General features: G+C 73.9%; 23 protein-coding genes. 11 read left to right on the forward strand and 12 right to left on the reverse strand.

Translation table 11 applies throughout. The features are described 5' to 3' along the window. Positions 1–49: 49 nt before the first annotated feature. The 8 genes from AC0OO9_RS02355 to AC0OO9_RS02390 form a co-directional block, all read right to left on the reverse strand. Positions 50–661 (reverse strand): TetR/AcrR family transcriptional regulator, encoded by a 612-nt coding sequence (locus AC0OO9_RS02355; protein WP_484515164.1) that lies wholly within the window; start codon positions 659–661, stop codon positions 50–52. A 103-nt stretch (positions 662–764) separates the two neighbouring features. Further along, positions 765–992 (reverse strand): hypothetical protein, encoded by a 228-nt coding sequence (locus AC0OO9_RS02360; RefSeq protein WP_484515166.1) that lies wholly within the window; start codon positions 990–992, stop codon positions 765–767. 213 nt (positions 993–1,205) lie between these two features. Continuing rightward, a complete protein-coding gene (locus AC0OO9_RS02365) occupies positions 1,206–2,486 on the reverse strand; it encodes an ABC transporter substrate-binding protein (protein WP_484515168.1) in 1,281 nt (426 codons plus the stop codon). 154 nt (positions 2,487–2,640) lie between these two features. Next, positions 2,641–3,756: a branched-chain amino acid ABC transporter permease gene (locus AC0OO9_RS02370; protein ID WP_484515170.1), complete on the reverse strand. Its 1,116-nt coding sequence runs from the start codon at positions 3,754–3,756 to the stop codon at positions 2,641–2,643. Next, positions 3,753–4,631, reverse strand: coding sequence for a branched-chain amino acid ABC transporter permease (locus tag AC0OO9_RS02375; protein WP_311410436.1), 879 nt, complete (start codon positions 4,629–4,631; stop codon positions 3,753–3,755). Before AC0OO9_RS02375 ends, AC0OO9_RS02370 begins: the two co-directional genes overlap by 4 nt. 26 nt (positions 4,632–4,657) lie before the next feature. Further along, positions 4,658–5,380 carry an ABC transporter ATP-binding protein gene (locus AC0OO9_RS02380; protein ID WP_484515172.1) on the reverse strand — a complete coding sequence of 241 codons (723 nt, stop codon included), beginning with the start codon at positions 5,378–5,380 and terminating at the stop codon, positions 4,658–4,660. Beyond that, positions 5,377–6,162 (reverse strand): ABC transporter ATP-binding protein, encoded by a 786-nt coding sequence (locus AC0OO9_RS02385; protein ID WP_484515174.1) that lies wholly within the window; start codon positions 6,160–6,162, stop codon positions 5,377–5,379. Before AC0OO9_RS02385 ends, AC0OO9_RS02380 begins: the two co-directional genes overlap by 4 nt. A 194-nt stretch (positions 6,163–6,356) precedes the next feature. Continuing rightward, entirely contained in the window at positions 6,357–7,256 is a 900-nt protein-coding gene (locus AC0OO9_RS02390) for an alpha/beta hydrolase family protein (RefSeq protein ID WP_484515176.1), read from the reverse strand. A gap of 174 nt (positions 7,257–7,430) precedes the next feature. Here AC0OO9_RS02390 and AC0OO9_RS02395 point away from each other — a divergent pair, with 174 nt between their 5' ends. The 10 genes from AC0OO9_RS02395 to AC0OO9_RS02440 all read left to right on the forward strand — a co-directional run bounded on the left by AC0OO9_RS02395 (position 7,431) and on the right by AC0OO9_RS02440 (position 17,009). Then, the gene (locus tag AC0OO9_RS02395) at positions 7,431–8,645 is read left to right on the forward strand and encodes a hypothetical protein (RefSeq protein WP_484515178.1); all 1,215 of its coding nucleotides are present in this window, start codon (positions 7,431–7,433) and stop codon (positions 8,643–8,645) included. Then, entirely contained in the window at positions 8,638–9,222 is a 585-nt protein-coding gene (locus tag AC0OO9_RS02400; RefSeq protein WP_151453909.1) for a hemerythrin domain-containing protein, read from the forward strand. Before AC0OO9_RS02395 ends, AC0OO9_RS02400 begins: the two co-directional genes overlap by 8 nt. A gap of 167 nt (positions 9,223–9,389) precedes the next feature. Continuing rightward, entirely contained in the window at positions 9,390–9,863 is a 474-nt protein-coding gene (locus AC0OO9_RS02405) for an aromatic ring-opening dioxygenase LigA (RefSeq protein WP_484515181.1), read from the forward strand. A 146-nt stretch (positions 9,864–10,009) separates the two neighbouring features. Continuing rightward, the gene (locus tag AC0OO9_RS02410; protein ID WP_484515183.1) at positions 10,010–10,801 is read left to right on the forward strand and encodes a shikimate dehydrogenase family protein; all 792 of its coding nucleotides are present in this window, start codon (positions 10,010–10,012) and stop codon (positions 10,799–10,801) included. Between the two features lie 210 nt (positions 10,802–11,011). Then, positions 11,012–11,884, forward strand: a complete 873-nt coding sequence (locus AC0OO9_RS02415) for an STM4015 family protein (protein ID WP_484515185.1) — start codon at positions 11,012–11,014, stop codon at positions 11,882–11,884. Between the two features lie 6 nt (positions 11,885–11,890). Continuing rightward, the gene (locus AC0OO9_RS02420; RefSeq protein ID WP_484515187.1) at positions 11,891–12,838 is read left to right on the forward strand and encodes an STM4015 family protein; all 948 of its coding nucleotides are present in this window, start codon (positions 11,891–11,893) and stop codon (positions 12,836–12,838) included. Between the two features lies 1 nt (position 12,839). Continuing rightward, positions 12,840–13,991 (forward strand): STM4014 family protein, encoded by a 1,152-nt coding sequence (locus AC0OO9_RS02425; protein WP_484515188.1) that lies wholly within the window; start codon positions 12,840–12,842, stop codon positions 13,989–13,991. Continuing rightward, the gene (locus AC0OO9_RS02430) at positions 13,979–14,782 is read left to right on the forward strand and encodes an STM4013/SEN3800 family hydrolase (RefSeq protein WP_484515190.1); all 804 of its coding nucleotides are present in this window, start codon (positions 13,979–13,981) and stop codon (positions 14,780–14,782) included. Before AC0OO9_RS02425 ends, AC0OO9_RS02430 begins: the two co-directional genes overlap by 13 nt. After that, positions 14,779–16,101: an STM4012 family radical SAM protein gene (locus AC0OO9_RS02435; RefSeq protein ID WP_484515192.1), complete on the forward strand. Its 1,323-nt coding sequence runs from the start codon at positions 14,779–14,781 to the stop codon at positions 16,099–16,101. Before AC0OO9_RS02430 ends, AC0OO9_RS02435 begins: the two co-directional genes overlap by 4 nt. After that, positions 16,098–17,009: an STM4011 family radical SAM protein gene (locus tag AC0OO9_RS02440; RefSeq protein WP_484515194.1), complete on the forward strand. Its 912-nt coding sequence runs from the start codon at positions 16,098–16,100 to the stop codon at positions 17,007–17,009. The genes AC0OO9_RS02435 and AC0OO9_RS02440 overlap by 4 nt, the downstream gene beginning before the upstream one ends. 85 nt (positions 17,010–17,094) lie before the next feature. On the opposite strand, the gene AC0OO9_RS02445 is transcribed toward AC0OO9_RS02440, so the two are convergent. The 4 genes from AC0OO9_RS02445 to AC0OO9_RS02460 all read right to left on the reverse strand — a co-directional run bounded on the left by AC0OO9_RS02445 (position 17,095) and on the right by AC0OO9_RS02460 (position 23,576). Next, positions 17,095–18,690 (reverse strand): MDR family MFS transporter, encoded by a 1,596-nt coding sequence (locus AC0OO9_RS02445; protein WP_484515196.1) that lies wholly within the window; start codon positions 18,688–18,690, stop codon positions 17,095–17,097. 66 nt (positions 18,691–18,756) lie between these two features. Further along, positions 18,757–19,377, reverse strand: a complete 621-nt coding sequence (locus tag AC0OO9_RS02450) for an acyl-CoA-like ligand-binding transcription factor (RefSeq protein WP_484515198.1) — start codon at positions 19,375–19,377, stop codon at positions 18,757–18,759. A gap of 158 nt (positions 19,378–19,535) precedes the next feature. Then, positions 19,536–22,163: a discoidin domain-containing protein gene (locus tag AC0OO9_RS02455; RefSeq protein ID WP_484515200.1), complete on the reverse strand. Its 2,628-nt coding sequence runs from the start codon at positions 22,161–22,163 to the stop codon at positions 19,536–19,538. 174 nt (positions 22,164–22,337) lie between these two features. After that, the gene (locus tag AC0OO9_RS02460) at positions 22,338–23,576 is read right to left on the reverse strand and encodes an ROK family transcriptional regulator (RefSeq protein WP_484515202.1); all 1,239 of its coding nucleotides are present in this window, start codon (positions 23,574–23,576) and stop codon (positions 22,338–22,340) included. 100 nt (positions 23,577–23,676) lie between these two features. Here AC0OO9_RS02460 and AC0OO9_RS02465 point away from each other — a divergent pair, with 100 nt between their 5' ends. Further along, positions 23,677–25,098, forward strand: coding sequence for an ABC transporter substrate-binding protein (locus tag AC0OO9_RS02465; protein ID WP_484515204.1), 1,422 nt, complete (start codon positions 23,677–23,679; stop codon positions 25,096–25,098). Positions 25,099–25,159 lie beyond the last annotated feature (61 nt).

Here is a 25,159-nt window from a genome sequence, read left to right on the forward strand (position 1 = left end):
TCGGTAGCCCGATGGAAAGACCGTCGGCACCGCCTTCCCGCGTCGCGCGTCAGCGCGGGCCGACGTCGGCCAGCAGGGCGGCGACCGTCCGGGTCATCACCGCGCGGGCCTGGTCCACGCCCAACCCCAGCCCGTCGCGCAGCATCGACCAGGCCGGCCACATGCTCGCGGCCACCAGGGCGTGCACCAGCTGGTCGCGCTCGGGACCGGCCTGTTCGAGCTCGGCGGCGAAGAGGTGCTCGACCTCGTCGCGGACGCGCGCGATGTGCTTGAGGCGGTTGCGGCGCAGCTGACCGGAGACCGGCTCGCGCATCTGGGCGGCACGCGCCGACGGGGCGATGAGCTGGAGCAGCCGGGCCCGCTGCCGGCAGTACGCGTCGACCCGCCGGGCCAGCGGCAGCGCCGGCGAGATCGGCCGATGGGCGGCGTCCTGCTGCCGGAGCAGCTCCGCGCCGCTGGCCTCGAACAGCGTCTCCATGTCCTTGAAGTTGGTCCAGAGCGTCCGCAGCGAGATCCCGGCCCGCTCGGCGATGCGCTCGCCGGTCGGCCGCAGGTCCCCCTCGGAGATGAGCGCCAGGTGCGCCTCGACGATCGCCGCCCGGGTGCGTTCGGCCCGGGCGGTCCGGCCGTCGACCCGGACCGGCGCCTCGGCACCGCCCATCCGCGCCCGCCTCCTCATCGCCGTCACGTCCCCCGTACCGCCGCGCCGAGTCTAGCCGCGGGCGGCACGGCGCCCGCCCGGCCCCGGCCCGGGCCCGACACGGTCATCCGGCGGGCCGGTCGGCGAGGCCGGCCCCGCCGTCGGCGACGAGGGGCCGCCCGGCGATCCGGGCCGCGTCGCCGCAGGCGAGGGAGGCGACCGCGCCGGCCCTGGCCCGCGGCACCCCGAGGCACCCCAGGGGGTACGCCCCTTCCCGGCCCTCGTGCCGCGCCGCCCCGCCGGGGGTCCTCGCCGCCGCCCGGCTCGCGGGTCGCCCTGAATCTGCATTCACGATGCAAATACTATGAGGGCGGCCGAGACCCGTCAACGACGGCACGTCGCCGGACAGGGCGCGCCCCACCGAGGGCCCTTCGGCACAACAGCACTGTCGGTGCGGACAGTTCGCTCTCCGGGAGAGGGTGCGAAGCCTGAGCGCCTTATCCCCCGAGCCCAGGACCGGGCGTGGCGCGCCGGAAAGCCGACGCGCCACGCCCGGTGCGTCCGGTCAGGAGGCCGTGGGCACCCCGTTGGCAGGCGGCGCCACCGGCGCGACGGTGTGCTCGCGTACCGGCCCGTCGCCCTCGTCCGTCTCGTACGTCGGCCCGAAGTAGGACTGCGTCCCCCCGCTGACCCGGGTCAGCCGCTGCCCGCCGTAGCCGGAGTGGTCGGTGTCGGAGTAGCGCAGCGGGGCCAGGCCCGGACCCTGGTAGCCGCCCTTGGCGACGGCCTCGATCACGGCCTCGCGGGTGAGGTCCTTGCCGGCGGCGAGGAGCACCTGCACGAAGAGGTAGCCGACCGCCATGCCGTAGACGGTGTTGCCGTCGAACGGCGCGTCCCCGTTGTACTCCTTGTTGACCTTCGTGAAGAGCTGGATCCACGGGTTGGCGGCGTCGTTCTGCATCGGCAGGTAGTTGGCGCCGACCATGCCCTCCAGCAGCCCGGCGTTGGCACCGAGCTGCTTGGCCAGCGTCGGGTGGTCGGCGCCGACGTTGGAGACGAGCCACTGCGGCGTGAAGTTCAGCCGGGCGGCGGTGCCGACGGCGAGGGCGGTGAAGCCGGGCACGGTGGCGAGGACGACCACCTGGCAGCCGGCCGCCTTGAACGCCCCGATCTGGGGTGCCACGTTGGTGTTGCTGGTGACGTACGTCTGCTTCGCCGCCACCGCGCCGGCGCCGAGCACCTTCTCCACGCCGACCAGGCTGTCCCGGCCGAAGTCGTCGTCCTGGCCGAGGAAGCAGACCTTGCGCCCCGGCAGGCTGGTCTTGACGTGCTGGGCCAGGATCTTGCCCTCCACCGTGTAGTCGGGGTTGAAGCCGAACGTGCCCGGATACCGGTCGGGCTGGTCCCAGCTGCGGCTGCCCGAGGCGACGAAGAGGTCGGGCACCCGGTTGCTCTTGAGGAAGTCGAGCACGCCGGTGTGGGTCGGCGTGCCGAGCCCGTTGAGGATGGCGAAGACCTTGTCCTGCAGGACGAGCTGGCGGACCACCTGCTGGGTGTTCGCCGGGTTGTAGCCGTCGTCCATGATCTTGTAGGTGATCTTCCGGCCGTGCACGCCACCGTTGGCGTTGACGTGGTCGAAGTACGCCTTCGTGGCGGGCGCGATCTTGGAGTAGCCGGCGGAGGCCGGACCGGTGAGCGGCATGTGCGTGCCGACCACGATCTCGGTGTCGGTGACGCCGGGGACCGTCCCCCGGCCGCCGCCGTCGTCCCCGGTGCAGCCGGCGGAGGCGACGAGCAGGGTGATGGCGGTGGCGAGCGCGAGGCCGCGCCGTGCCGTTCGTGTCATGTCAGACACCGACCTTTCCTCGGTCCGGTTTGGTGGTGGGGTGCGGCGGTGGTGCCGTGCGGTAGTGGTGGGGTGCGGTGGCGATGGTGATCCGGTGTGGTGGTGGGGTGCGGGCGGTGTGGCACGGATGCGGGTGCCGGCCGGCCGGGACGGCTCAGGGCCGTCGTCGACCCGGCCGGCGCGCGGAGGTGGCGCGGGCCAGCCGGGACAGCAGGCCCTGCACGCCGCCGGGAGCGGCGATCATGACGACGACCAGGGTGAGCCCGAAGATCGCCAGCGGGAGGTTGCCCTCGACCCGCTGCGCGACCGCCGGCGACAGCGTGAGTTGCTCGGTGACGGCGTGCGTCAGGTCGGGCAGGGCCACCAGCAGGACGGCGCCCCAGGCCGCGCCGGCGAGGCTGCCCAGCCCGCCGATGACGACCGCCATCAGCAGGAACAGCGACAGCGTCAGCGAGAAGGCCCCGGGCGAGACGCTCTGCGCGAGGACCGCGAGCAGGGCGCCGCCGAGCCCGGCGCCGGCCGCGCTGACCACGAAGGCGAGGACCTGGGTGCGGGCGACGTGGATGCCGGCGAGGCGGGCGGCGACCTCGTCGTCGCGGACCGCACGGAAGGTGCGGCCGTACCGGCTGCGGACCAGGTTGGCCAGCAGCAGCAGGGCCAGCAGGGTGGCCGCCGCGGTCACCCAGAGCTGCCAGCGCTCGTAGGGGAAGTGGACGCCGAGGGCCGCCGGCGGGGGCTCGACCGGCACCGCCAGCCCCTGCTCGCCGTTGAACACGCCGTCGAAGGTGACGGTCAGCGCCGGCACCACGACCGCCACGGCCAGGGTGACGCCGGCCAGGTAGGGCCCGCGCAGCCGGGCGGCGGCCACCCCGACGACGGCGCCCACCGCGAGGGCGGCCAGGACGGCCGCGCCCAGCGAGACCGGGAGCAGCCAGCCGCCGGTCATCCCGGCGTCGGCGAACGCGTTCTGGCACAGCGCCACGGTGTACGCGCCGGTCGCCATCAGCGCGCCGTGCCCCAGCGAGAGCTGACCGTTGAGCCCGGTGAGGACGGTCAGCCCGGCGGTGGCGCACAGGTAGGCGGCCACGGTCGCGAGCTGGAAGTTGCGGAACGGCTCCAGCCCGTAGCTGGCGGCCACCAGCAGCAGCGCGGCGACGGCCGCGAGGCCGAGGTGGCGCAGCAGGGTCGAGCCGCGGCGGGGATCGGCGGGGCCGGTGCGGCCGGCCCCCGCCTGCGTGTCCGGCGGGGTCACCGCCCGGGTGGCGCTCACACCCGCCTCGCCGCGACCGGGGCGAACAGCCCGGCGGGACGGACCAGCAGCACGGTCAACAGCAGCACCAGCACCGCGAGCGGGGTGACGTCGCTGCCGGCGTAGCCGCTGACGTAGGAGAGCAGCAGCCCGACCGCGAGGCCGCCGACCACCGCCCCCGGTGGACTGTCCAGGCCGCCCACCACGGCGGCCGTGAACGCCGAGACGAAGACCAGGTCCATCGCGTGCGGGTGCAGGCCCAGCTCGGTGGGGATGACCAGCATGCCGGCCAGCGCGCCGACCCCGGAGGCCAGCGCCCAGCCGAGGGTGAGCATGCCGCCGACGTTCACCCCGAGCAGCCGGGACACCTCGGGGGCGAAGGCCGCCGCGCGCATCCGCAGGCCCACCGCCGTGCGGGTGAAGGTCCAGGCGAGCCCCACGACCACCACGGCCACCGCCGCGAAGACGAACAGGTCGTACGGCGACAGGACGGCGACGCCGCCCACGGTCAGTGGATTGCGGGAGAAGGGCGTCCCGGCAGGCAGGAACTCGCTGCCGTACGCCATGCCGAGGACGGCCTGGATCAGCAGCACCAGCCCCAGCGCGACGATCACCGGGTTGAGCGGCGAGGCGTGGTCGACGAAGCGCATGACGACCAGGTCGACCGCCGCGCCGAGGAGCAGCCCGGCGCCGAGCGCGGCCAGGAAGCCCAGCCAGTACGAGCCGGTCGCGGCGGAGACGCTGTAGGCGACGTACGCGGTGGCGACGGCCATCGCGCCCTGGGCGAAGTTGACGATCCGGGCCGCCCGCCAGATGAGCACCAGGGCCAGGGCGAACGCGGCGAGGACCGCGCCCCTGGACAGTCCGTCGAGGGTGAGGAAGACGAAGCGGTCCAACGGTCCTCCTTGCGGGGACGAGGGGGTCAGAAGCCGAGGTAGGCGTGCCGCAGGTCGGCGTCGTCGCGCAGCCGGGCGGCCGGGGCGGTGGTGACGACCCGGCCCAGGGACATCACCACGCCCTGGTCTGCGATCCAGAGCGCGCTGCGCACGTTCTGCTCGACCAGCAGCACGGTCAGCCCGGTGTCGTCGCGCAGCCGGCGCAGCAGGGCCATGGTCTGGGCGACCACCCGCGGCGCCAGGCCGAGCGACGGCTCGTCGAGCAGCAGCAGGCGGGGCCGGCCGACGAGGGCCCGGCCGAGGGCGAGCATCTGCCGCTCGCCGCCGGAGAGCTGGTGCCCGAGGTGTCGCCGCCGCCGGGCCAGCGGCGCGAAGAGCTGGTAGACCTCGTCGAGGGCGCGGGCGGCGTCGGCCCGGTCGCGCCGCCACAGCCCGCCGAGGCGCAGGTTCTCGTCGACCGTCAGCTCGCCGACCACCCCGCGCCCCTCCGGCACGTGGGCCATGCCCCGGCGCACGAGCTGCTCGACCGCGACGCCGCGCAGGTCCTCCCCGGCCAGCACGACCCGGCCGGCCGCCGGACGCAGCATGCCGGACAGGGCGCGCAGCAGGGTGGTCTTGCCGGCCCCGTTGGCGCCGACCACCGCCGCGATGGCGCCCCGCGCCACGGTCAGGTCGATCCCGTGCAGCACCGGCGCGCCGCCGTAGCCGGCCACCAGGCCGCGCACCTCGAGCAGGGCCCCGCCGGTCATGCGGCGGCCTCGTCGACCGCCGCGCCGAGGTAGGCGTCGGCGACGGCCGGGTCGTCGCGCACCTCGTCGGGGGTGCCGGTGGCGATCACCCGCCCGAAGTCGAGCACCACGATCTCGTCGCAGACGGACATCACCAGGTCCATGTGGTGCTCCACCAGCAGCACCGCGCAGGGGTCGGTGTCGCGTCGGGGCAGCCCCCGGATCAGCTCCGCGAGCTCGGCGATGTCGTCGGCGCCCAGGCCCCCGGCGGGTTCGTCGAGCAGGAGCAGCCGGGGACGCGCGGCCAGCGCGCGGGCCAGGGCGACCCGCTGGCGTACGGCGAAGGGCAGCGTGCCCGGCGCGGCGTCGGCGTGCCCGGCGATGCCCAGGGTGTCGAGTACGTCGAGGGCGTGCCGGCGCAGCCGGCGCTCGTCGCGGTCGCTGCGCGGCAGGCCGAGCAGGGCGGCGAGGAAGCCGGCGCGGGCCGTGTGGGTGGCCCCGGCCATCACGTTCTCCACCACGCTGAGCCCGGCGAAGAGCCCGGTGCCCTGCAACGTGCGGGCGATGCCGAGGCGGGTGAGCCGGTGCGGGCGCGGGCGCAGCGGCCGGCCGTCGAGGGTCAGGGAGCCCTCGTCCGGCGGGACGAAGCCGCAGACGACGTTGAACAGCGTGGTCTTGCCGGCCCCGTTGGGACCGATCACGCCGACCACCCGGCCGGGCGGCACCCGCAGCGAGACGTCGTCGAGGGCGGTGAGGCCGCCGAAGCGGACCCCGATCTGGTGCAGTGCGAGCCCTTGCTCCATCACCCGTCCCCCCGGCAGCCGCCAGTATTTACACTGGGAGTGTACGTTTCCGACGGGGGCCGTCAATACCTCGGGCGCTCGCGGGCACGCTCGTCGGCCGCCGCCCGGACCTGGGCGGCGGCCGACGGTTTCTGCACCGACCGGGCAGCGATGCGCCGCGGGGCGGCCGGGGGTGACGGCCGCCCCGGGGAGCGTCAGGCGCTCGGGCAGGTGTTGCGGTACTCCTGGATGGCGGAGCCGCTCGGGCCGGGGCAGAGGAACTGCTGGTAGCGGGTGTCGTCGTCGACGAACCGCTTCAACCAGGCGACCGCCTGCCGGGCGGTGGGCGTGTTGACGGTCTGCGGGAAGAAGTGGCTGGCCCCGTTGAGCTCCAGGTACGCCTTCTCGGACGAGGCGGGGATGCTGTTGTAGAACGGCTCCGAGTGCGACGAGACCGGCGCGACGCTGTCGCTCTCCCCGCCGATGATCAGCGTCGGCACCCGGACGTCGGACCAGGACTTGTCCAGGTTCCACGGCGCGAGCGGCACCGCCGCCTGCAACGACGGCCGGGAGACCGCGGCCTCCAGGCTGCCGCCGCCACCCATCGAGTGACCGGAGACGGCGAGCCGGCTGGCGTCGATCCGGCCGCGTACGGAGCTGCGCTGCGTCAGGTAGTCGAGCGCCGCGAGCAGTTGCCGACCGCGGCTGTCCGGCTGGTCGAGGCGCGTGTTGGTCTCGATGCCGATCACCACGAAGCCGTGCGAGGCGATCCGCGGCCCGAGCCAGTCGATGCTGGACCAGGCGGCGGTGTAGCCGGGCGAGATGGCGACGGCACCGAAGGTGCCCTCGGCGGTGCTGGTCGGGTAGTAGATGACGCCGCCGCCGAAGCCGGTCACGCTGAGCGAGGACACGCTCTGCGACGCGGTGGCGAACGGGCCTCGGCTGGCCTCCAGCAACGCGACGGTCGGGGCGGGACCGCGCTCGTACGGGTTGGCGGCGGCCTGGGCGGCCGGCGGGGCGGCCAGTGCGCCCACCGTGGCCAGGACGGCGGCCACGGCCAGGCCGGCGAGGCGGGCGACGGGACGGGGGCGGGCGGCGATGGTTGGTGATGACACGTCGGGCACTCCCTACGGGACGGGGCATATCGACATGCATCAGTCTTCGACGGCGCCGGCAGCGCCGCATCGGTGAAATCACCAGTCCGCCGGTCGCGGAATACCCGGGCTCGCCGTTTTCGCCCGGACTGTCGGGGTAGGGCGTTTGGTACCCCGGCCGAAGAAGGAGACGCCGTGTTCAACCCGTTGGAGCACAAAGGAATCCCGCTGGAGAGCCAGATCCGCAACTGGCGCGAACTCAACGTGGAGCCGATCGACCCGGAGGCGGTCGACCCGTACACCCGCTGCCGCATCATCACCATGAACGGCATCGAGGTCGAAGCGATCAACTTCCAGCACCAGTTCGCCCGCAACTGCCCCGACCAGGAGGTCCGCCGGCAGTTGGCGTACGTGCGCTACCTGGAGAGCCAGCAGCAGCGGGTGGTGAACTGGCTGCTGCCCGGCGCCGCGAGCGTGCTGGAGACGACGCTCGGCTACGAGCAGGTGGCCGTCGACCTGACCGCGTGGGTGGCCCGGCACGAGCCCGACCCGTACCTGAAGCAGAGCTACGAGTTCGGCGTGCTGGAGGACTTCGACCACCTCTACCGCTACGCCAACCTCTACGAGATGGTGGAACGCCGCAAGGCGGACAAGATCGTGCAGGGCCTGACCGAGGTCATGCCCGGCCGGCCCACCGTCGCCGAGCACCGGCACCCGTTCGACGAGGTGCGCACCCCGTACGACCGCAACAGCGTCGACCCCCGCTCCAAGCTGCACGCGCTGACCATCCTGTCGGCGGAGCAGCAGGTCATGTTCTATTACATGAACGTCGGGCCGCAGTACATGGAGCCGATCGCGCGGCAGCTCTACCAGGAGATCAGCCTCATCGAGCAGGAGCACGTCACGCATTACGAGTCGCTGCTCGACCCGGGCGAGAACTGGTGGGAGCGGCTGCTCACCCACGAGTACAACGAGTGCTGGCTCTACTACTCCTTCATGCAGCAGGAGAGCGACCCCCGCATCAAGGCGGTGTGGGAGCTGCACCTGCAGATGGAACTGGCGCACCTGCAGCAGGCCGCCGACCTGCTGCGGCGCCACGACGGCCGGGAGCCGGAGGAGATCGTGGGCGGCGCGGGCCTGCCCGAGCCGCTGACCTTCGAGCCGAACAAGGAGTACCTGCGCCACCTGCTCGCCACCCAGGTCAACCTGAACAAGATCGGCGAGGGGTACGTGCGGGAGGCGCACGAGCGCTTCGAGTCGATGCAGCAGCAGCTGCACGACGGGCAGAAGCCGCCGAGCGAGCAGGTCATCGACATGCACCGGGAGCGCTTCGGCGACGAGTACCGCGTCGAGACCGAGGGGCCCCACCCGGTGGAGTCGCTGCGCGCGCGGGGAGGCAGCCATGCCTGACACCGGCGCACCGGCCACGCGCGGCCCCGAGGACGACGTCGTCGACCTGCTGCTGGCCCAGCACGCGCGGATCGAGGAGCTGTTCCTGCTGGTCATCGGCAGCACCGGGGAGACCCGCCGGGACGCCTTCGACGACCTGGTGAAGCTCCTCGCCGCGCACGAGACCGCCGAGGAGGAGGTCGTCCACCCGCTGGCCCGGACGCTGCCGGGCGGGGGCGGCGACGCCATGGTCGACGAACGCCTCGCCGAGGAGCGTCAGGCCAAGGAGACGCTCAAGACCCTGATCGCCGGCGGTGTCGACGCCGAGGGCTTCGACACCGGCATCATCCTGCTGCGCGACGCGGTGCTCACGCACGCCCGCTACGAGGAACGCCAGGAGTTCCCGCTGCTGCGCCAGCACGTGCCCGCCGACCGGCTGCGCACGATGGCCGGCGCCGTACGGATGGCGGAGGCGACCGCGCCGACACGCCCGCACCCGAGCGCCCAGTCTGCGAAGGGCAACCTCGCGGCCGGACCGGCGCTGGCGGTCATCGACCGCGTCCGCGACGCGATCCGCAGGCCGTCGTCCAGCGGCTGAGCACCCGCCGACACCAGCACACCGCGCCCACCCGACCGAATCCCGGCGGGTGGGCGCGGCACGTCCGCCGCCGGTGCGACGGATGCGGCACGCCTGCGGATTGCCGATACTGGGTCGCATTTCGACAGAAGACACATCCGTGCCCGGGGCACGGGAGAGGAGACACCATGACCGACACCGCCGCGCAGTCCCGGGCGGTCGGCTCCACCGTCCGACTGCTGTCCGTCCTGGTCATCGTCGCCGGCCTGATCATGCTGGTGGGTGGGGCCGCCACCTGGTTCACCGTGCAGAGCCAGCTCGCCGACGAACGCATCACCGTCTCCGACGACGCGGACTGGTTCGCGGGCGAGAAGATCGACGGCCCGCTGACCGCGTACGCGGAGGCCGAGGTCATCGAGAAGCACTCGCTGGAGGCCAGCGGCGGCAAGACGTACGCCGAACTCGGCCGGGAGGACCCCACCCGGCAGACCGTCATGACCGGCTCGTTCCTGCGCTCCTCCCTGTTCACCTCGGTCGTCTCCTTCGGCATCGCCGCGCTGGCGATGGGCCTCGGGGCGGTGCTCGCCCTCATCGGGTACTCGCTGCTCTCGCTCTCCCGCCGGCTCGACGCCCTCCCGCCGGCGGCCGTCACCTCCTCCTGACCGGTGCCGGCGGCCCGGCCACGCCCCGTACCGCGTGGCCGGGCCGCCGGCTCGACGGGCCGCGCCGGGGCGGGTGCCGCCGTCGCGTAGGGTCGGCACCGCCCCGGTCCGGCCGCGCCGGACGACCCCTGCCCGCGGAGACGCCCATGACCGAGATAGGCGGCGCCACGAGGGTGTACGCGCTGCTCGGCGACCCGATCGCCCAGGTGCGGGCCCCCGGGCTGCTCAACCCGGTGCTGGCCCGGCGCGGCACCGACGCGGTGCTCGTCCCGGTGCAGGCGGCGCCGGCCGACCTCACCCAGGTGGTGCGGGGGCTGCAACGGGTGGCGAACGTGGACGGGATGCTGGTCACCGTGCCGCACAAGGCGGCCGTGCTGGAACTCGCCGACCGGGCCAGCGACCGCGCCCGTCTGGCCGGCAGCGCCAACGCCCTGCGGCGCGAGCCCGACGGGACGTGGACTGCGGACACCTTCGACGGCGACGGGTTCGTCCGCGGGCTGGCCGGGGCCGGACACCACCCCCGGGGCCGCCGGACGTGTGTGGTGGGCGCGGGCGGGGCGGGCAGCGCGATCGCGGTGGCCCTGCTCGACGCCGGCGTGGCGGAACTGCGGCTGAGCGACACCGACCCGGGCCGGCTGGAGACGCTGCGGCGGCGGCTGTGCGCCGCGTACCCCGGCCGGGTCGGCGCGACCGCGCGACCGCGACTGGCCGACGCCGACCTGGCGGTCAACGCCACGCCCCTGGGGCTGCGCCCCGACGATCCGCCGCCGTTCGCGGTGGCGGACCTGCCGGCGCACGCGGTGGTCGCCGACATCATCATGACGCCGGCCGAGACGCTCCTGCTGGCCCAGGCGCGGGCCCGGGGCCTGCGGGCGCACCCGGGAGAGCCGATGCTCGCCCACCAGATCGACGCCTACCTCGACTTCTTCGGGCTGTGACCGAGGTGTAAGGAGGGGCCCCCTTACACCTCGAAATCGACGACGTCCGGTTCCACCCGGCTCGGACCGTACCTGACCGTCGGTGATCTTCTTGTCGGGCGGACCTGTTACCGTCGCGCCGCCGCTGCACCAGTCGGACCGGAGGTAGGCGTGATCAGCTCGCACGTGTCGTCGTTCGTCGGATTACCGGTAGTGACCTTCACCCCGGGAATGACACTTCCCGACGATCCGTCGGCGGTCGCCTGGCGGCTGGAGGTCGAGGAGCACGACGCGGAGGCCGAGGAGTTCCTCGGTCTCGTACGGGCGCTGCGGGAGCAGGTGCCGCCCGAGGCGGTGCGCGCCCTGGTGATCGGCGAGTGGGGCGAGGCCTACGAGCGGCCGCTGCCGATCGAGCCGCTGGTCGAGGCCGCCGCGGAGTGGACGGGGCTGCGGGCGATCTTCCTCGCCGACCTGACCTACGAGCAGTGCGAGATCTCCTGGCTCACCCACGGCGACATCACGCCGCTGCTCGCGGCGTACCCGTCGCTGGGGGTGCTGTGGGTGCGCGGGGCCCAGGGCCTGCGGCTGGAGCCGATCCGCCACGCCGAGCTGCGGGAGCTGCGGTTCGAGTCCGGCGGGCTGCCGGCCAAGGTGGTCCGTGCCGTCGGCGCGTGCGAGCTGCCGGCCCTGCACCGGCTGGACCTATGGCTCGGCAGGAAGGACTACGGCGGCGACGCGAGCGTCGAGGACCTGGCCGGGGTGCTCTCCGGCGCCGGCCTGCCGGCGCTGCGCTACCTGGCGGCGTGCAACGCCGAGATCGCCGACGCGGTGGCCGCGGCCGTCGCGACCGCGCCGGTCGTGCCCCGGCTGGAGGCGCTCGACCTGTCGATGGGGACGCTGACCGACGAGGGGGCGAAGGCGCTGCTGGCCGGCCAGCCCCTGACCCACCTGACGCGGCTCGACCTGCACCACCACTTCCTGTCGGAGGAGACGGCCGCCGCCGTGGTCGCCGCGCTGCCGGGCGTGCAGGTCGACCTGGCGGACCCGCAGACCGCCGAGGAGTACGACGGCAAGCGCTACCGCTACACCGCCGTCGGGGAGTGAACGGCAGTGGCCTTCGGTTCCCACGCAGAGCACTTCGCCGGCCGCCCGGTGGTGGACGTCCCCGTCGACGGGCCGCTGCCCACGGTGGACGGCCCGGTCTCGTGGCGGTTCGCCCTCTGGCACTTCAACGAGACCATGGAGTACAAGCTCTCGGAGGAGTTCCGCGTCGCGTTCGGCCGGTTCGTCGCGCAGGCGGGGCCGTCCGTGGACTCCCTGGTCATCGGCTCCTGGGGCTACGCGGCGTTCCACACCGCCCCGGTCGCGCAACTCTGCGCGGTGGCGTCGCGCCTGCCCGCCCTGCGTGCCCTGTTCCTCGGTGACATCACCGTCGAGGAGTGCGAGGTCTCCTGGATGAAGGTCGGCGACGTCAGCCCGCTGCTGACGGCGTACCCGCAGCTGGAGGTGCTGCGGGTACGCGGTGGCGAGGACTTCGCCTTCTCCCCGGTGCGGCACGCGCGGCTGCGCGAGCTGGCGGTGGAGAGCGGCGGGCTGTCCCGGGCGTTCGTCGGCGCGGTGCTCGACTCCGACCTGCCCGCGCTGACCGACCTGGAGCTGTGGCTCGGCACCTCCGACTACGGCGGCGACGCGCAGGTCGCCGACCTCGCCCCGCTGCTGGCCGGGGAGCGATTCCCGCAGCTGCGCCGGCTCGGCCTGTGCAACTCGGAGATCGCCGACGACCTCGCCCGGGCGCTGGCGTCCGCGCCGGTGGTGCCCCGGCTGGAACGGCTGGACCTGTCGATGGGCACGCTCGGCGACGAGGGCGCGACGGCCCTGCTGGCCGGGCAGCCGCTGACCCACCTGGCGGAGCTGGACCTGTCCCACCACTACCTGGCGGAGGAGACGGCCGCCGCCGTGGTCGCCGCGCTGCCGGGCGTCCGGGTGGACGTCTCCGACCCGCAGGAGCCCGACGAGTACGACGGCGAGAGCTACCGCTACACGGCGGTGTCGGAGTGACATGCGCCTGACCGTCGTCGGCAACCCCGGCAACCGTCGGGTCGGCCTGTTCACCCGGGCGGTCGTCGGCGCCGGCCTGCCCCGGCCGGCGGTGCTGCCGTGGGCCGACGTGCTGACCGGGGCGGCGCCGCCCGAGGCCGGCGCGGTGGTGCGGGTCGACTCGCCCGGGGAGGACCCGGAGGTGGACCGGCTGCTGCGCCGGTCCGCCGTCCCGGCCCGGCACGGTGAGCTGGTCGGCCTGGCCGACATGTACGCCGGGCTGCTGCGGGGCCTGGACCGGGTCGCCGCTGGCGGCGCGGAGCTGCTCAACGACCCGGCGGACGTCGCGGTGCTGTGCGACAAGCGGCGCTGCCACGCCCGGCTGTCGGCCGCCGGGGTGCCGGTGCCGGCCGCGCTGCCCGCCGTGTACGGGTGGCAGGAGCTGCGGGCGGCGATGGCGGCGGCCCGCTGGAGCCGCGTGTTCGTCAAGCCCGCGCACGGCTCGTCCGCCGCCGGGGTCGTCGCGCTGGCGGTGGCCGGGCGGCGGGTGCAGGCGGTCACCACGGTCGAGGCGACACCCGACGGGCTGTTCAATTCCCTGCGGCCGCGCCGCTACAGCGACGAGGCCGAGGTCGCCGCGATCGTCGACCGGATCGCCGGAGAGGGCCTGCACGTGGAGCGGTGGCTGCCCAAGGCGGGGCTCGGCGACCGGGTGGTCGACCTGCGGGTGGTGACGGTCGCGGGGCGGCCCACCCACGCCGTGGTGCGTGCCGCCCGGGGGCCGCTGACCAACCTGCACCTGGGCAACGCGCGCGGGGACCTCGCGGAGCTGCGCGCGGCGGCCGGGCCGGCGGCGTGGGCGGCGGCGATGGAGACCTGCGAGCGGGTGGCCCGGTGCTTCCCCCGCACGCTCCAGGTCGGGATCGACCTGATGTTCCTCGTCGGCTGGCGACGCCACGCGGTGGCCGAGGTCAACGCCTTCGGCGACCTGCTGCCGGGGGTGCTCACCGACGGCCGGGACACCTACGCCGAGCAGGTGCGCGCCCTGACCGACGGCCGGTGGGACCGCTGGCGCGCGGCGGCCGGGCAGGCACCGCCGCGCGGGGACGCGACGGGACGGGGGCCGACGCGCGGCGACGCGGCGGGGCGGGAGGTGCTCGCGTGCGCAGTCTGATCGGCAGCCACGACCTGCTCCTGCTCACCCTCGACACGCTGCGCCACGACGTCGCCGCCGACCTGGCCGCGCGGGGGCGCACGCCGCACCTGGCGCGGGTGCTGCCCGACGGGCGGTGGGAGCGACGGCACTCCCCCGCCAGCTTCACCTACGCCGCACACCACGCGTTCTTCGCCGGCTTCCTGCCCACCCCGGTCACCCCGGGCCGGCACGAGCGGCTCTACGCGGCGGCGTTCCCCGGCAGCGAGACGTCCGGCGCCGACACGTGGGTGTTCGACGCGCCCGACCTGCCCACGGCGCTCGCCGACGTCGGCTACCACACGCTCTGCCTGGGCGGGGTCGGCTTCTTCAACCGGCGCAGCCCGCTCGGGGCGGTGCTGCCGGGCCTGTTCGCCGAGGCGCACTGGGAGCCCGAGTTCGGGGTCACCTCCCCCACCTGCCTCGACGCGCAGCTCGACCGGCTGGCCGAGGTGCTGCCGCGGGTGCCGGCGCGGCAGCCCCTGTTCACGTTCCTCAACGTCGCCGCCCTGCACCAGCCCAACCGGCACCACCTGCCCGGGGCGCAGGTCGACGACGTGGCCAGCCACGCCGCGGCCCTGGAGTACGTCGACGGCCGGATCGACCGGCTGTTCGCCCTGCTCACCGGCCGGGGTCGGCCGGTGTTCGCGATCGTCTGCTCCGACCACGGCACCGCCTACGGGGAGGACGGCCACACCGGCCACCGGATCGGCCACGACGTGGTGTGGACGGTCCCGTACGCCCACTTCGTCCTGCGACCGGGGGAATGGTGACCAGCACCGACACGGGCCTCGACGGCTCGCCGTACCAGCAGTACCTCTACGCGTACCCGCACAAGACGTCCTACCGGCCGCTGCGACCGCGCCCGCTGCTGGCGGACGTGTGGCGGGCCGAGGCGCGCGAGGCGCTCTTCCTCTACGTGCACCTGCCGTTCTGCGAGATGCGCTGCGGCTTCTGCAACCTGTTCACCCGCGCCAACGCGCCCGCCGAGCAGGTGACCGACTACCTTCGGCAGTTGCGCCGGCAGGCGGGACGGGTCGCCGACGCGCTGGGCGGGGACGCCGGCTACGCCCGCGTGGCGTTCGGCGGCGGCACCCCCACCTACCTGACCGCCGACGAGCTGACCGAGCTGTTCGACATCGCCACCACGATGGGGGCCCGGCTGCCGGGCGTACCGCTGTCGGTGGAGACCTCGCCGGCGACCGCGACGCCGGAGCGGCTCGCGGTGCTGGCCGCGCACGGCACCACGCGGGTGAGCATCGGCGTGCAGAGCTTCCTCGACGCCGAGGCCCGCGCCGCCGGCCGGCCGCAGCGCCGCACGGAGGTGGAGGCGGCCCTGGCCGCGATCCGCGACGCCCGGATCCCCGTGCTCAACATCGACCTGATCTACGGCATCGACGGGCAGACCGCCGACACCTGGCGGGAGAGCCTCGACGCGGCCCTGGCGTGGCGGCCCGAGGAGCTGTACCTCTACCCGCTGTACGTGCGGCCGCTGACCGGCCTCGGGCGGCGGGCGCACGGCCGCGCGGACTGGGACGTCCAGCGGCTCGCCCTCTACGAGCAGGCGGTGGCGACGCTGGGCGCGGCCGGCTACCGGCAGGAGTCGATGCGGCAGTTCCGCCGGGCCGACGCGCCCACCCCGGACGGGCCGGACTACTGCTGCCAGGACGACGGCATGGTGGGCCTGGGCTGCGGCGCCCGCTCTTACACCACGTCCCTGCACTACTCGTTCGACTACGCGGTCGGCGTGTCGCAGGTGCGGGCGGTGCTCGACGACTACCTGGCCCGCCCGGCCGACGACTTCCGCTTCGCCGAGTTCGGGTTCGCCCTCGACGGCGCCGAGCAGCGCCGCCGGTGGCTGCTCAAGTCGCTGCTGCGCGCCGAGGGGGTCGACGCGGCGGCCTACCGGGCCCGCTTCGGCGCGCTTCCCGGGGAGGACTTTCCCGAGCTGGGCACGCTGGCCGAGCGCGGGTGGGCCGGCGACGGCGGGCTGCGGCTGACGCCGGCCGGGCTGGCCCGCTCCGACGCGATCGGCCCGTGGCTGACCTCGGCCCGGGTACGCGACGCGATGACCGGGTACGTGCCGAGGTGAACCTCGCGATCCTCTACCGGGGTCCCCTGGCGAGCTGCAACTACGACTGCCCGTACTGCCCGTTCGCCAAGCGGCGGGACCCGCCGGAGCTGCTGCGCGCCGACCGGGCGGCGCTGGACCGGTTCGGCGGCTGGGTGGCGGCCACCTCCGACGTGCGGCTGTCGGTGCTGTTCACCCCGTGGGGCGAGGGGCTGACCCGCCGCTGGTACCGCGACGCGATGGTGTCGCTGTCGCACCTGCCGCACGTCGAGCGGGTCGTCATCCAGACCAACCTGGCCGCCCGGGTGGACTGGCTGGCCGACGCCGATCCGCGCGCCGCCGCACTGTGGACCACCTACCACCCCGGCCAGGTGGACCGGGACCGCTTCCTGGGCCGCTGCGCCCGGCTGACCGAGCTGGGCGTCCGCTACTCCGTCGGGGTGGTCGGCCTGCCGGAGCACCTCGCCGAGGCGCGGGCGCTGCGCGCCGCCCTGCCCGCCGAGGTCTACCTGTGGGTGAACGCCGCCGAGGGCCGGCGCTACGACGCGGCCGAGGAGGCGAGCTGGACGGAGCTGGATCCGCTGTTCGGCTGGAGCGTCCGCCCGCACGTGTCGCTCGACCGTCCGTGCCACGCGGGCGAGACGGCGATCTCGGTGCGCGGCGACGGCACCGTGCGCCGCTGCCACTTCATCGACGAGCCGATCGGCAACCTCTACGACGGGTCGTGGCGCTCGGCGCTGCGCCCGCGGCCGTGCGGCAACGCGGTCTGCGACTGCCACATCGGGTACGTCCACCTCAAGCCGCTCGGCCTGCGGGACGTCTTCGCCGGCGGGGTCCTGGAACGCATCCCGGCCGCCTGGCCGCCCGTACGCCGGCCGGTGCCGCTGGCCGCGCCGGTGGCCGTTCCCGCGCCGCCTCCGCCGGCGTAGCGCGGAGCGGGCCGGCGCACGCACGCCGCCGGACGTGGCGCGGGGGCGGCCCGGCGCAGGCCGGACCGCCCCCGCACGGGTTGGCTCAGTGCGCGCCGGGCAGAACGGCAGCCGCCTCCTCCTTGGCCCGCCGCTCCTCACCGCTGAGGGTGTGCAGCGGCTTCTCCCGGATGAACAGCACCACCACCAGGGCGAGCACCGCGAACGGGGTGGCCACCAGGAACAGCTCGCCGGTCGCGGTGCCGTACACGTCCTGGATGATCCTCAGCACCGGCTCGGGCAGGGCGGACAGGTCGGGCACCTCGGTGGAGCCCTCCCCGCCCGGGGCGCCGCCGGCCAGCGGGCCGAGCTTCTCCGCGCTCAGCGAGGCGACCCGGTTGGCCAGCACCGCGCCGAGCGCGCTGACGCCGATCGTGCCGCCCATGCTGCGGAAGAAGGTCAGCACGGAGGTGGCCGCGCCCAGCTCGTGCGCCGGGACGTCGTTCTGCGCCGCGAGCACGAGGTTCTGCATGAGCATGCCGACGCCGATGCCGAGCACCGCCATGTAGACGCTGAGCAGCAGGATGCTGGTCTCGGCGTCGATGGTGGCCAGCAGCAGCATGCCGGCGACCATCACGGCGGCCCCGGCCACCAGGTAGCGCTTCCAGCGGCCGTACTTGGTGATCAGCTGGCCGGCGACCGTCGACGAGACCAGCAGGCCCAGGATCATCGGCAGGCTCATCAGGCCCGCCACCGTCGGCGACTTGCCGAGCGAGAGCTGGAAGTACTGGGACAGGAACACGGTGCCGCCGAACATCGCCACGCCGACCAGGATGCTGGCGATGGTGGTCAGCGAGACCGTCCGGTTGCGGAAGATGTCCAGCGGCACGATCGGCTCGTCCGCGCGGGACTCCACCCAGAGCGCCAGCGCCAGCAGGGCGAGACCGCCGCCGACCATCAGCGCCGTCCAGCCCGAGGCCCAGGCGAACTTGTTGCCGGCCAGCGACGACCAGACCAGCACGGTGGAGACGCCGGAGGTGATGAGCAGCGCGCCCAGCCAGTCGATCTTCACCTTGCGGCGGGGGGTCACCGGCAGGTGCAGGGTGCGCTGGAGCAGGAAGATCGAGAGCAGGGTGAACGGGACGCCGATCAGGAAGCACCAGCGCCAGCCGAGCCAGGAGGTGTCCACCAGCACGCCGCCGATCAGCGGCCCGGCGATGGTGCCGACGCCGAACACCGCGCCGAAGATGCCGGCGTAGCGGCCCAGCTCGCGGGGCGGGATCATGGCCGCCATCACGATGGTGGCCAGGGCGGTCATGCCGCCGGCGCCGATGCCCTGCACGACCCGGCTGACCAGGAGCACCTCGACGTTCGGGGTGAGCCCGGCGATCAGCGAACCGATCACGAAGAGGCCGAGGGAGAGCTGGATCAGCAGTTTCTTGTTGTAGAGGTCGGCCATCTTGCCCCACAGCGGCACGGTCGCCGTCATGGCCAGCAGCTCGGTGGTGACGATCCACGTGTAGACGGTCTGGGTGCCGTTCAGGTCGGCGATGATGCGCGGCAGCGCGTTCGCCACGACCGTGGAGGCGAGGATCGACACGAACATGCCGACCATCAGGCCGGAGAGTGCCTGGAGCACCTCGCGGCGGGACATGCGGCCGGCGCCGACCTTCAGGGGCTCGGCGGGCACGGTGGCGGTCATTGACCTTCCTTACCGGGTACGGGTTTCACGGCCTCCCGGGCACCTTTCCCGGAAGGGGCTTGCGGGTCAGGGCCGGTCGGGTTGCGGCAGCCCCGCGGCGAGGGCGGCGAACGCCTCGTCGACGAGGTCGGCCAGGTCCGGCCGGTCGGGGTGGGCGGCCCACCGGGTCATGGCGTGGCGCAGCGCTGCGCCCGTCACGGCGGTGACCAGCGCCGGGTAGCCGTGCTCGGGTTCGACGCCCACCCGAGCCGCGACGACCTCGACGATGGCGCGTTCCGTCTCGGCGTTGCCGGCCAGCAGGCGGGGCAGCAGCGCGGGATTGTGCGCCACGACGTCCATCCGCAGGCACCACAGCTCGCGCTCGGCGCGTACCTCGTCGATCACCTCGTCGAGGGCCGTCCGCAGCGCGGTCAGCACCGGCACCTCGGGCGGCACGGCGGCCAGCCGGGCCACCAGGCGCGCCGCGTCGCCCGCCTGATCGCCGACCAGGGCGTCGTCCTTGCAGGCGAAGTAGTTGAAGAAGGTGCGCGGGGAGACGTCGGCCGCCTCGCTGATCTCCTCCACCGTCACCTGGGCCAGGCCGCGCTCGGCGACCAGGCGCAGGGCCGCCTCGGTCAGCGCGGCCCGGGTCTGGCGCTTCTTGCGGTCGCGCCGCCCGGGAGCGGATTCGGTGCCGGCGGGATTCACGCGCCGGACACTACTAGCGATCTTGCAGGTACTGCAATGTTTTATTGTGTGAAGTGACGCCGGCCATCTCGCGGTACCGGTCCCGGGGTCGCCGGGCGGCACCGGAAGCGGCGACGGGCCCGGCCGGGACGCTCCGGCCGGGCCCGCCGCCGTACGGGTCACGGATAGTTCGTCAGGTACACCACCTGGTTGGCGGTGTTGGCGGTGCCGCCGACGCCGTTGACCACCCGGTTGATCGTGCCCACGCCACCGAGGGAGACGGTGACCATGTTGGTGAACCGGACGTTCGGGTTGGTCGGCGCCTCGATGGCGCGGTCCGCGACGACCGCGGGGTTGACGTTGAAGTAGCAGTAGCTGCCCATCCCCCACGCCTGGTGGCTGGTCACCCCGTCGGCCACCTTGTACGCCGCGTAGCCACGGGTGGCCCCGTTCATCCAGGCGGCCTGGTTCGGCGGGTCGTACGGCATCTCGTTCTGGTAGAAGTACGTCCGCCCGCCGTTGCCGTTCCACACGGTCTGGTACCGCTGGTAGTGCTCGACGAAGAGGCCGTACATGGTCACGTCGTCGCCGTTGACGGTCAGGCCGGTGTCGGCGGTGTTCACCGCCCAGCCGACCCCGTCGCCGTGGTCGGCCCGCCAGAGCCACATGTGGTCGCCGATCACGTGGTCGCTGTTGACGGTCAACGTGTTGGTGGCCCGGCCGACGCCCGGCCCGCCGATGCGGAAGAAGACGTCGTGCAGCGAGGTCGGGTTGGCCGCGTGGCTGGCCGCCGAGCCGGGCGGACCGACCTCCATCAGCACCGGCGAGTTGACCTCGCCGGCCTCGAACATGATGCCCGCCACCTTCACGCCGTCCACGTCGGCGACCCGCATCGCGACGGTGCCGTTGTCGGCCTGGATGGTCGCCAGGCCGAGGCCGAGGACCACCGTGTCGGGGCGGTCCACCCGGATCGGCTCGGTGACGTGGTGCACGCCGGGGGTGAACAGCAGGTGCCGGCCCTGGGCGAGCGCCGCGTTGATGGTCGCCGCGCCGGTGCCCGGCCGCACGACGAAGAACTGGCTCAGCGAGATGGAGGAGCCGGCCGGGGTCCTGCCGTACCAGCTGGTGCCGGACGAGTTGGTGCGCAGCGCCGGCACGAAGACCCGGTACTCGCCGGTGCCGTCGACGTAGAGGAACGGCTTCTCACGTACCTGCGGGGTCTGCGGGATGACGGTGTGCGAGGGGTTCGGGAAGTGCGGCGGCGGGGCGCCGGTGACGCCCTGGAAGACCATGTTCCACACCGAGCCGGTCCAGCCGTTGCCGAACTCGCTGTTGCGCGAGTACCACTGCTGCTGCGAGCCGGAGACGACCAGGCCGTCGATCCTGGTGTCGGCCATCAGGCCGCCGCTGGACCAGCCGTCGCCGCCGTTCCAGAGCTGGATCTGGTTCTGCGCGCCGCGCAGGTGCATCCGCCGGTACGGCGCGGCCTGCGAGACCGCCCAGCGCTCCACGCTCACCCCGGCCGGCAGGGTCACCGAGAGGTTCTCGGCGGCCCGCCAGAAGTTCTGCGTGGCGTTGCCGCCCATCCAGAACGCCTCGACCCGGACGTGCCCGTTGAGGTTCACGTCGTCGGGGCTCATGCCGAGGCCGGCGACCTGGGTGAAGAAGCCGAGGTTGACGTCGGCGGTGTAGCTGCCGGGCTTGAACAGCACCGCGTAGCGCTCGGGGCCGAACTGGTTGCGCTCCTGCTGGGCGAAGAGCGTGTTCAGCCGGTTCTGGATGGTGGCGGTCGGGGTGGACGGGTCGAAGACGAACGTGTTCGGCCCGAGGTTCGGGTTGCGAGGGTCGGTCGGCTCCACGGGCGGAGTGTCGCCGCCTGTCACGTTCACCGCCAGCTCCCAGAGGGAGTAGCCGTAGGCGGTGGCGCGCGCCGTGCCGTACACCCGCAGGTAGCGACCGCTGCCGGCCACGGTGAGCGACTGGCTGCCCCCGGCGCCGGTGGTGGTGCCGTACACGGTGGTCCAGGAGCTGCCGTCGGCCGAGGTCTGGAGCTGGAACGCCCGCGCGTACGCGGCCTCCCAGGTCAGCACCACGCGGCAGATCGACCGGACGGTGCCGAGGTCCACCCGCAGCCACTGGGGGTCGGCGGCGGCGCTGGCCCAGCGGGTGCCGGGGTTGCCGTCGACCGCCGCCGAGGCGGGGAGCCCGGCGTTCTCCACCGACGACGCGGTGGCCGGCTGGCCCTGGGCGACGTTGGCGCTGCCGCAGGTGGGCGCGGTGCCGCCGGCCTCCCCGTAGACCTGGAACTCCCAGAGGGAGTAGCCGTAGCCGGTGCCGCGCGCGGTGCCGTGCATCCGGACGTACCGGCCGGCGCCCGTCACGTTCACCGTCTGGGTGCCGCCGGTGCCGGCGGTGGTGCTGTGCACGGTGGTCCAGGCCGCGCCGTCGTCGGAGGTCTGGATCGTGAAGGCCCGGCCGTAGGCGCCCTCCCAGGACAGGACCACCTGGCTGAGGGTGGCCCGGGTGCCGAGATCGACCTGGATCCACTGGGGGTCGCTGAAGGCGCTGGCCCAGCGGGTGCCGGCGTCGCCGTCGACCGCGGCGGACGCCGGGGTGCCGGCGTTCTCCGTCGACGAGGCGGTCGCGGGGCGGCCCTGGGACAGCAGGCTCGGGGCGGCCTGCGCCGGGGACGTCGCGGCGGCGGGGGTGAGCGCCGCGACGAGGAGCAGCGCGAGGCCGATGAGCAACCGCCGGGCGGGTCGCCCTGGCGGCGGCGTCGGGCGTACGGATGTAGCGCGAGATGTCATGACTTCGCCTGTCGATAGAGGGTGGGGGACCTCGGGCGTGACGGGATGACGAAGGGGGCCGCGGCACTGCGGGGCGGCGACGCCGGACCGTGCCGGGACGGGAGAGAGCGCTCTCGTCCGAGTGTTGCGGCGTCGTCGCGCAGCCGTCAAGACATCGATAAATAACGCTGTTATTTATCCGTGAAGTTCGATTTGCTCGGTAACCCGCCGATTCGCCGACCGCACCCCGCCGGCCGTGAGCAGCCGGGCGATCGGCAGCGTCGCCGCACCGAGCGCCACCGCGTCGACGCCCAGCAGACCCAGCTCGATCGAGGCCTGCTCGTACGGCTGGCGCAGCGCCTGGCGGCCGGCGGCCTCCCGCACGGCCGGCAGCAGGCCGCCCAGCGCCATGCCGGCCCAGCCCCCGAGCACGACCCGCTCCGGGTTGAACAGGTTGATCAGGTTGGCCACCCCGGCGCCCAGGTACTCGGCCGTCTCGTCCAGCACCCGCCGGGCGGCGGCCGAGGTGCCGGCCGCGTCGATCAGGGCCGCCAGCTGGGACTCCTCGTCGTCGCCCGGGACCGGGTGGCCGCCCCGGGCCTCGCGGTAGCGGTCGATGACGGCCTCCGCGCCGACGTACGCCTCCAGGCAGCCACGGGCCCCGCAGCGGCAGGGCCGCCCGCCGTAGACCAGGGTGGTGTGCCCCCACTCCCCCGCGCTGCTGGAGGCGCCCCGGTAGGTCACCCCGTTGGTCACCACCGCGGTACCGACCCCCGAACCGACAAGCGCGAAGACGGCGTGCCGGGCCCCCCGGCCCGCGCCGAACCACATCTCCGCCTGGCCGAGCGTCTTCGCGCCGTTGTCGACGTGCAGCGGGAGGTCGGTGCCCGCCGCGATCAGCCGCTCCAACGGCACCCGGTCCCAGCCGAGCGACTGGGCGTGCACCACGGCCTCCCGGCCCTGCTCGACCACCCCGGAGACGCCGATGCCGACGCCGAGCACCTCGTCGACGGCCACCCCGGCCCGGGCGGTGACCGCGTCGATGCCGGCCAGCACGTGCCCGGCCACCTCCGCCGGCTCCGTGCGCCGGGGATCGAGCGGGTACGCGACGCTGGCCAGCTGGGCCATCGCGAAGTCGAACAGCTCCACCCGGACCCGGGTCTCCCCGACGTCCACCCCGACGACGAACGCGAAGCGCGGCGCGACCCGCAGCATCATGCTGGGCCGGCCGCCGTCGGACTCGGCGGCGCCCGCCTCGGCGATGAGCCCCTCGTCGATCAGGTCGGCGACCACGTTGCTGACCGCCGGCTGGCTCAACCCCGTGCTGCGGACCAGAGCCTGCCGGGTGAGCGGGCCGTCCAGGAAGACCTTCGACAGCAGGGCGGACCGGTTCCGCAGCCGGACGCCCCGGTTGGTCGCGCGCGCCAACTCCACCTGCCACCTCGATCCCCTCGGCCCCCGGGAGCGACTGTACGACCCCGTGCTTGACGGCCCCTCGGCCAACCACTTTAATGACCACATTCATTAAGTCGTGATGGAACTGTCGAGCCCGTCGGCCCCCGCCGGCGCGCCCCGCCCACCGTCCGCCGGCGCCCTCACCCCCGATCCCCGACCCGACGCCGGCGACCCCCACCACGTGCAACGGAAGGGCCCGAACGTGTCGAGACGACACCTCGCGATACTGACGGCGGCCGTGCTGGCCGCCACCACGCTCACCGCCTGCGGCGACTCCGGGGACTCCTCCGGCGCGGCCGGGAAGACCCTCACCTACTGGGCCAGCAACCAGGGCGCCAGCCTGGAGGCCGACAAGCAGACCCTCCAGCCGGAACTGGACAAGTTCGAACAGCAGACCGGCATCAAGGTCAACGTCGAGGTGGTGCCCTGGTCGGACCTGCTCAACCGGCTGCTCACCGCCGCCACCTCCGGCCAGGGCCCGGACGTGGTCAACATCGGCAACACCTGGTCGGCGTCGTTGCAGGCCACCGGCGCGCTCGTCGAGTTCGACGACGCCACCCTCGCCAAGGTCGGCGGGAAGGACCGGTTCGTGCCCGCCGCGCTGGCCGCCGCGGGCGCGCCCGGCAAGCCGCCGGCCGCGGTGCCGCTCTACAGCCTCGCCTACGCCCTCTACTACAACAAGAAGGCGTTCGCCGACGCCGGCGTCACCAGCCCGCCCACCACCTGGGAGCAGGTGGCCGAGGTCGGCCGCAAGCTGACCGGCGGCGACCGCTGGGGCCTCGCCGTCGAGGGCGCCAACCCGTCGGAGAACGCCCACCACGCCTTCACCTTCAGCCAGCAGTACGGCGGCGAGTGGTTCGACTCCGCCGGCAAGCCGACCTTCGACACCCCGCAGAACGTCACCGCCGTCAAGCGGTACGTCGACCTGATGGCCGTCGACAGGATCGTCAACCCGAGCAACGCCGAGTACGCGCAGAACCAGTCGGTCTCCGACTTCGCCAACGGCAAGGCCGCCATGCTGCTCTGGCAGGCCGCCGGGTCCAACCTGAAGTCGCAGAACATGGCCCCCGACGCGTACGGGATCGCCCCGGTGCCCTTCCCGGCCGCCCCGCCGGCCGGCGGCAAGAAGGTCAACAGCATGGTCGCGGGGATCAACATGGCGGTGTTCAAGCACACGAAGAACCGCGACGCCGCGCTGGAGTTCGTCAAGTTCATGACCAGCGACGCCGAGCAGGTGGCGCTCAACAGGACGTACGGCTCGCTGCCCGCCGTCGCCACCGTCGCCGGCGACCCGGCGTTCGCCGCGCCGGAGCAGAAGGTGCTCCAGCAGACCCTCGCCACCACGGCGGCGCCGCTACCGCAGGTGCCCGACGAGAGCACCTTCGAGACCCTCGTCGGCACCGCCGTCAAGGAACTCTTCGCCGACGCCGCCAGCGGCAGACCGGTCACCGGGGAGAGCGTCCGGCAGAAGCTGACCCGGGCCCAGCAGCAGATGCGCTGACCGGCCGGACCGGTGGCCGTGGGAGGGACGCCGACCCTCCCACGGCCACCCAGCGAGAGGA

The organism is Micromonospora sp. USAFONa4 (genome assembly GCF_057197825.1).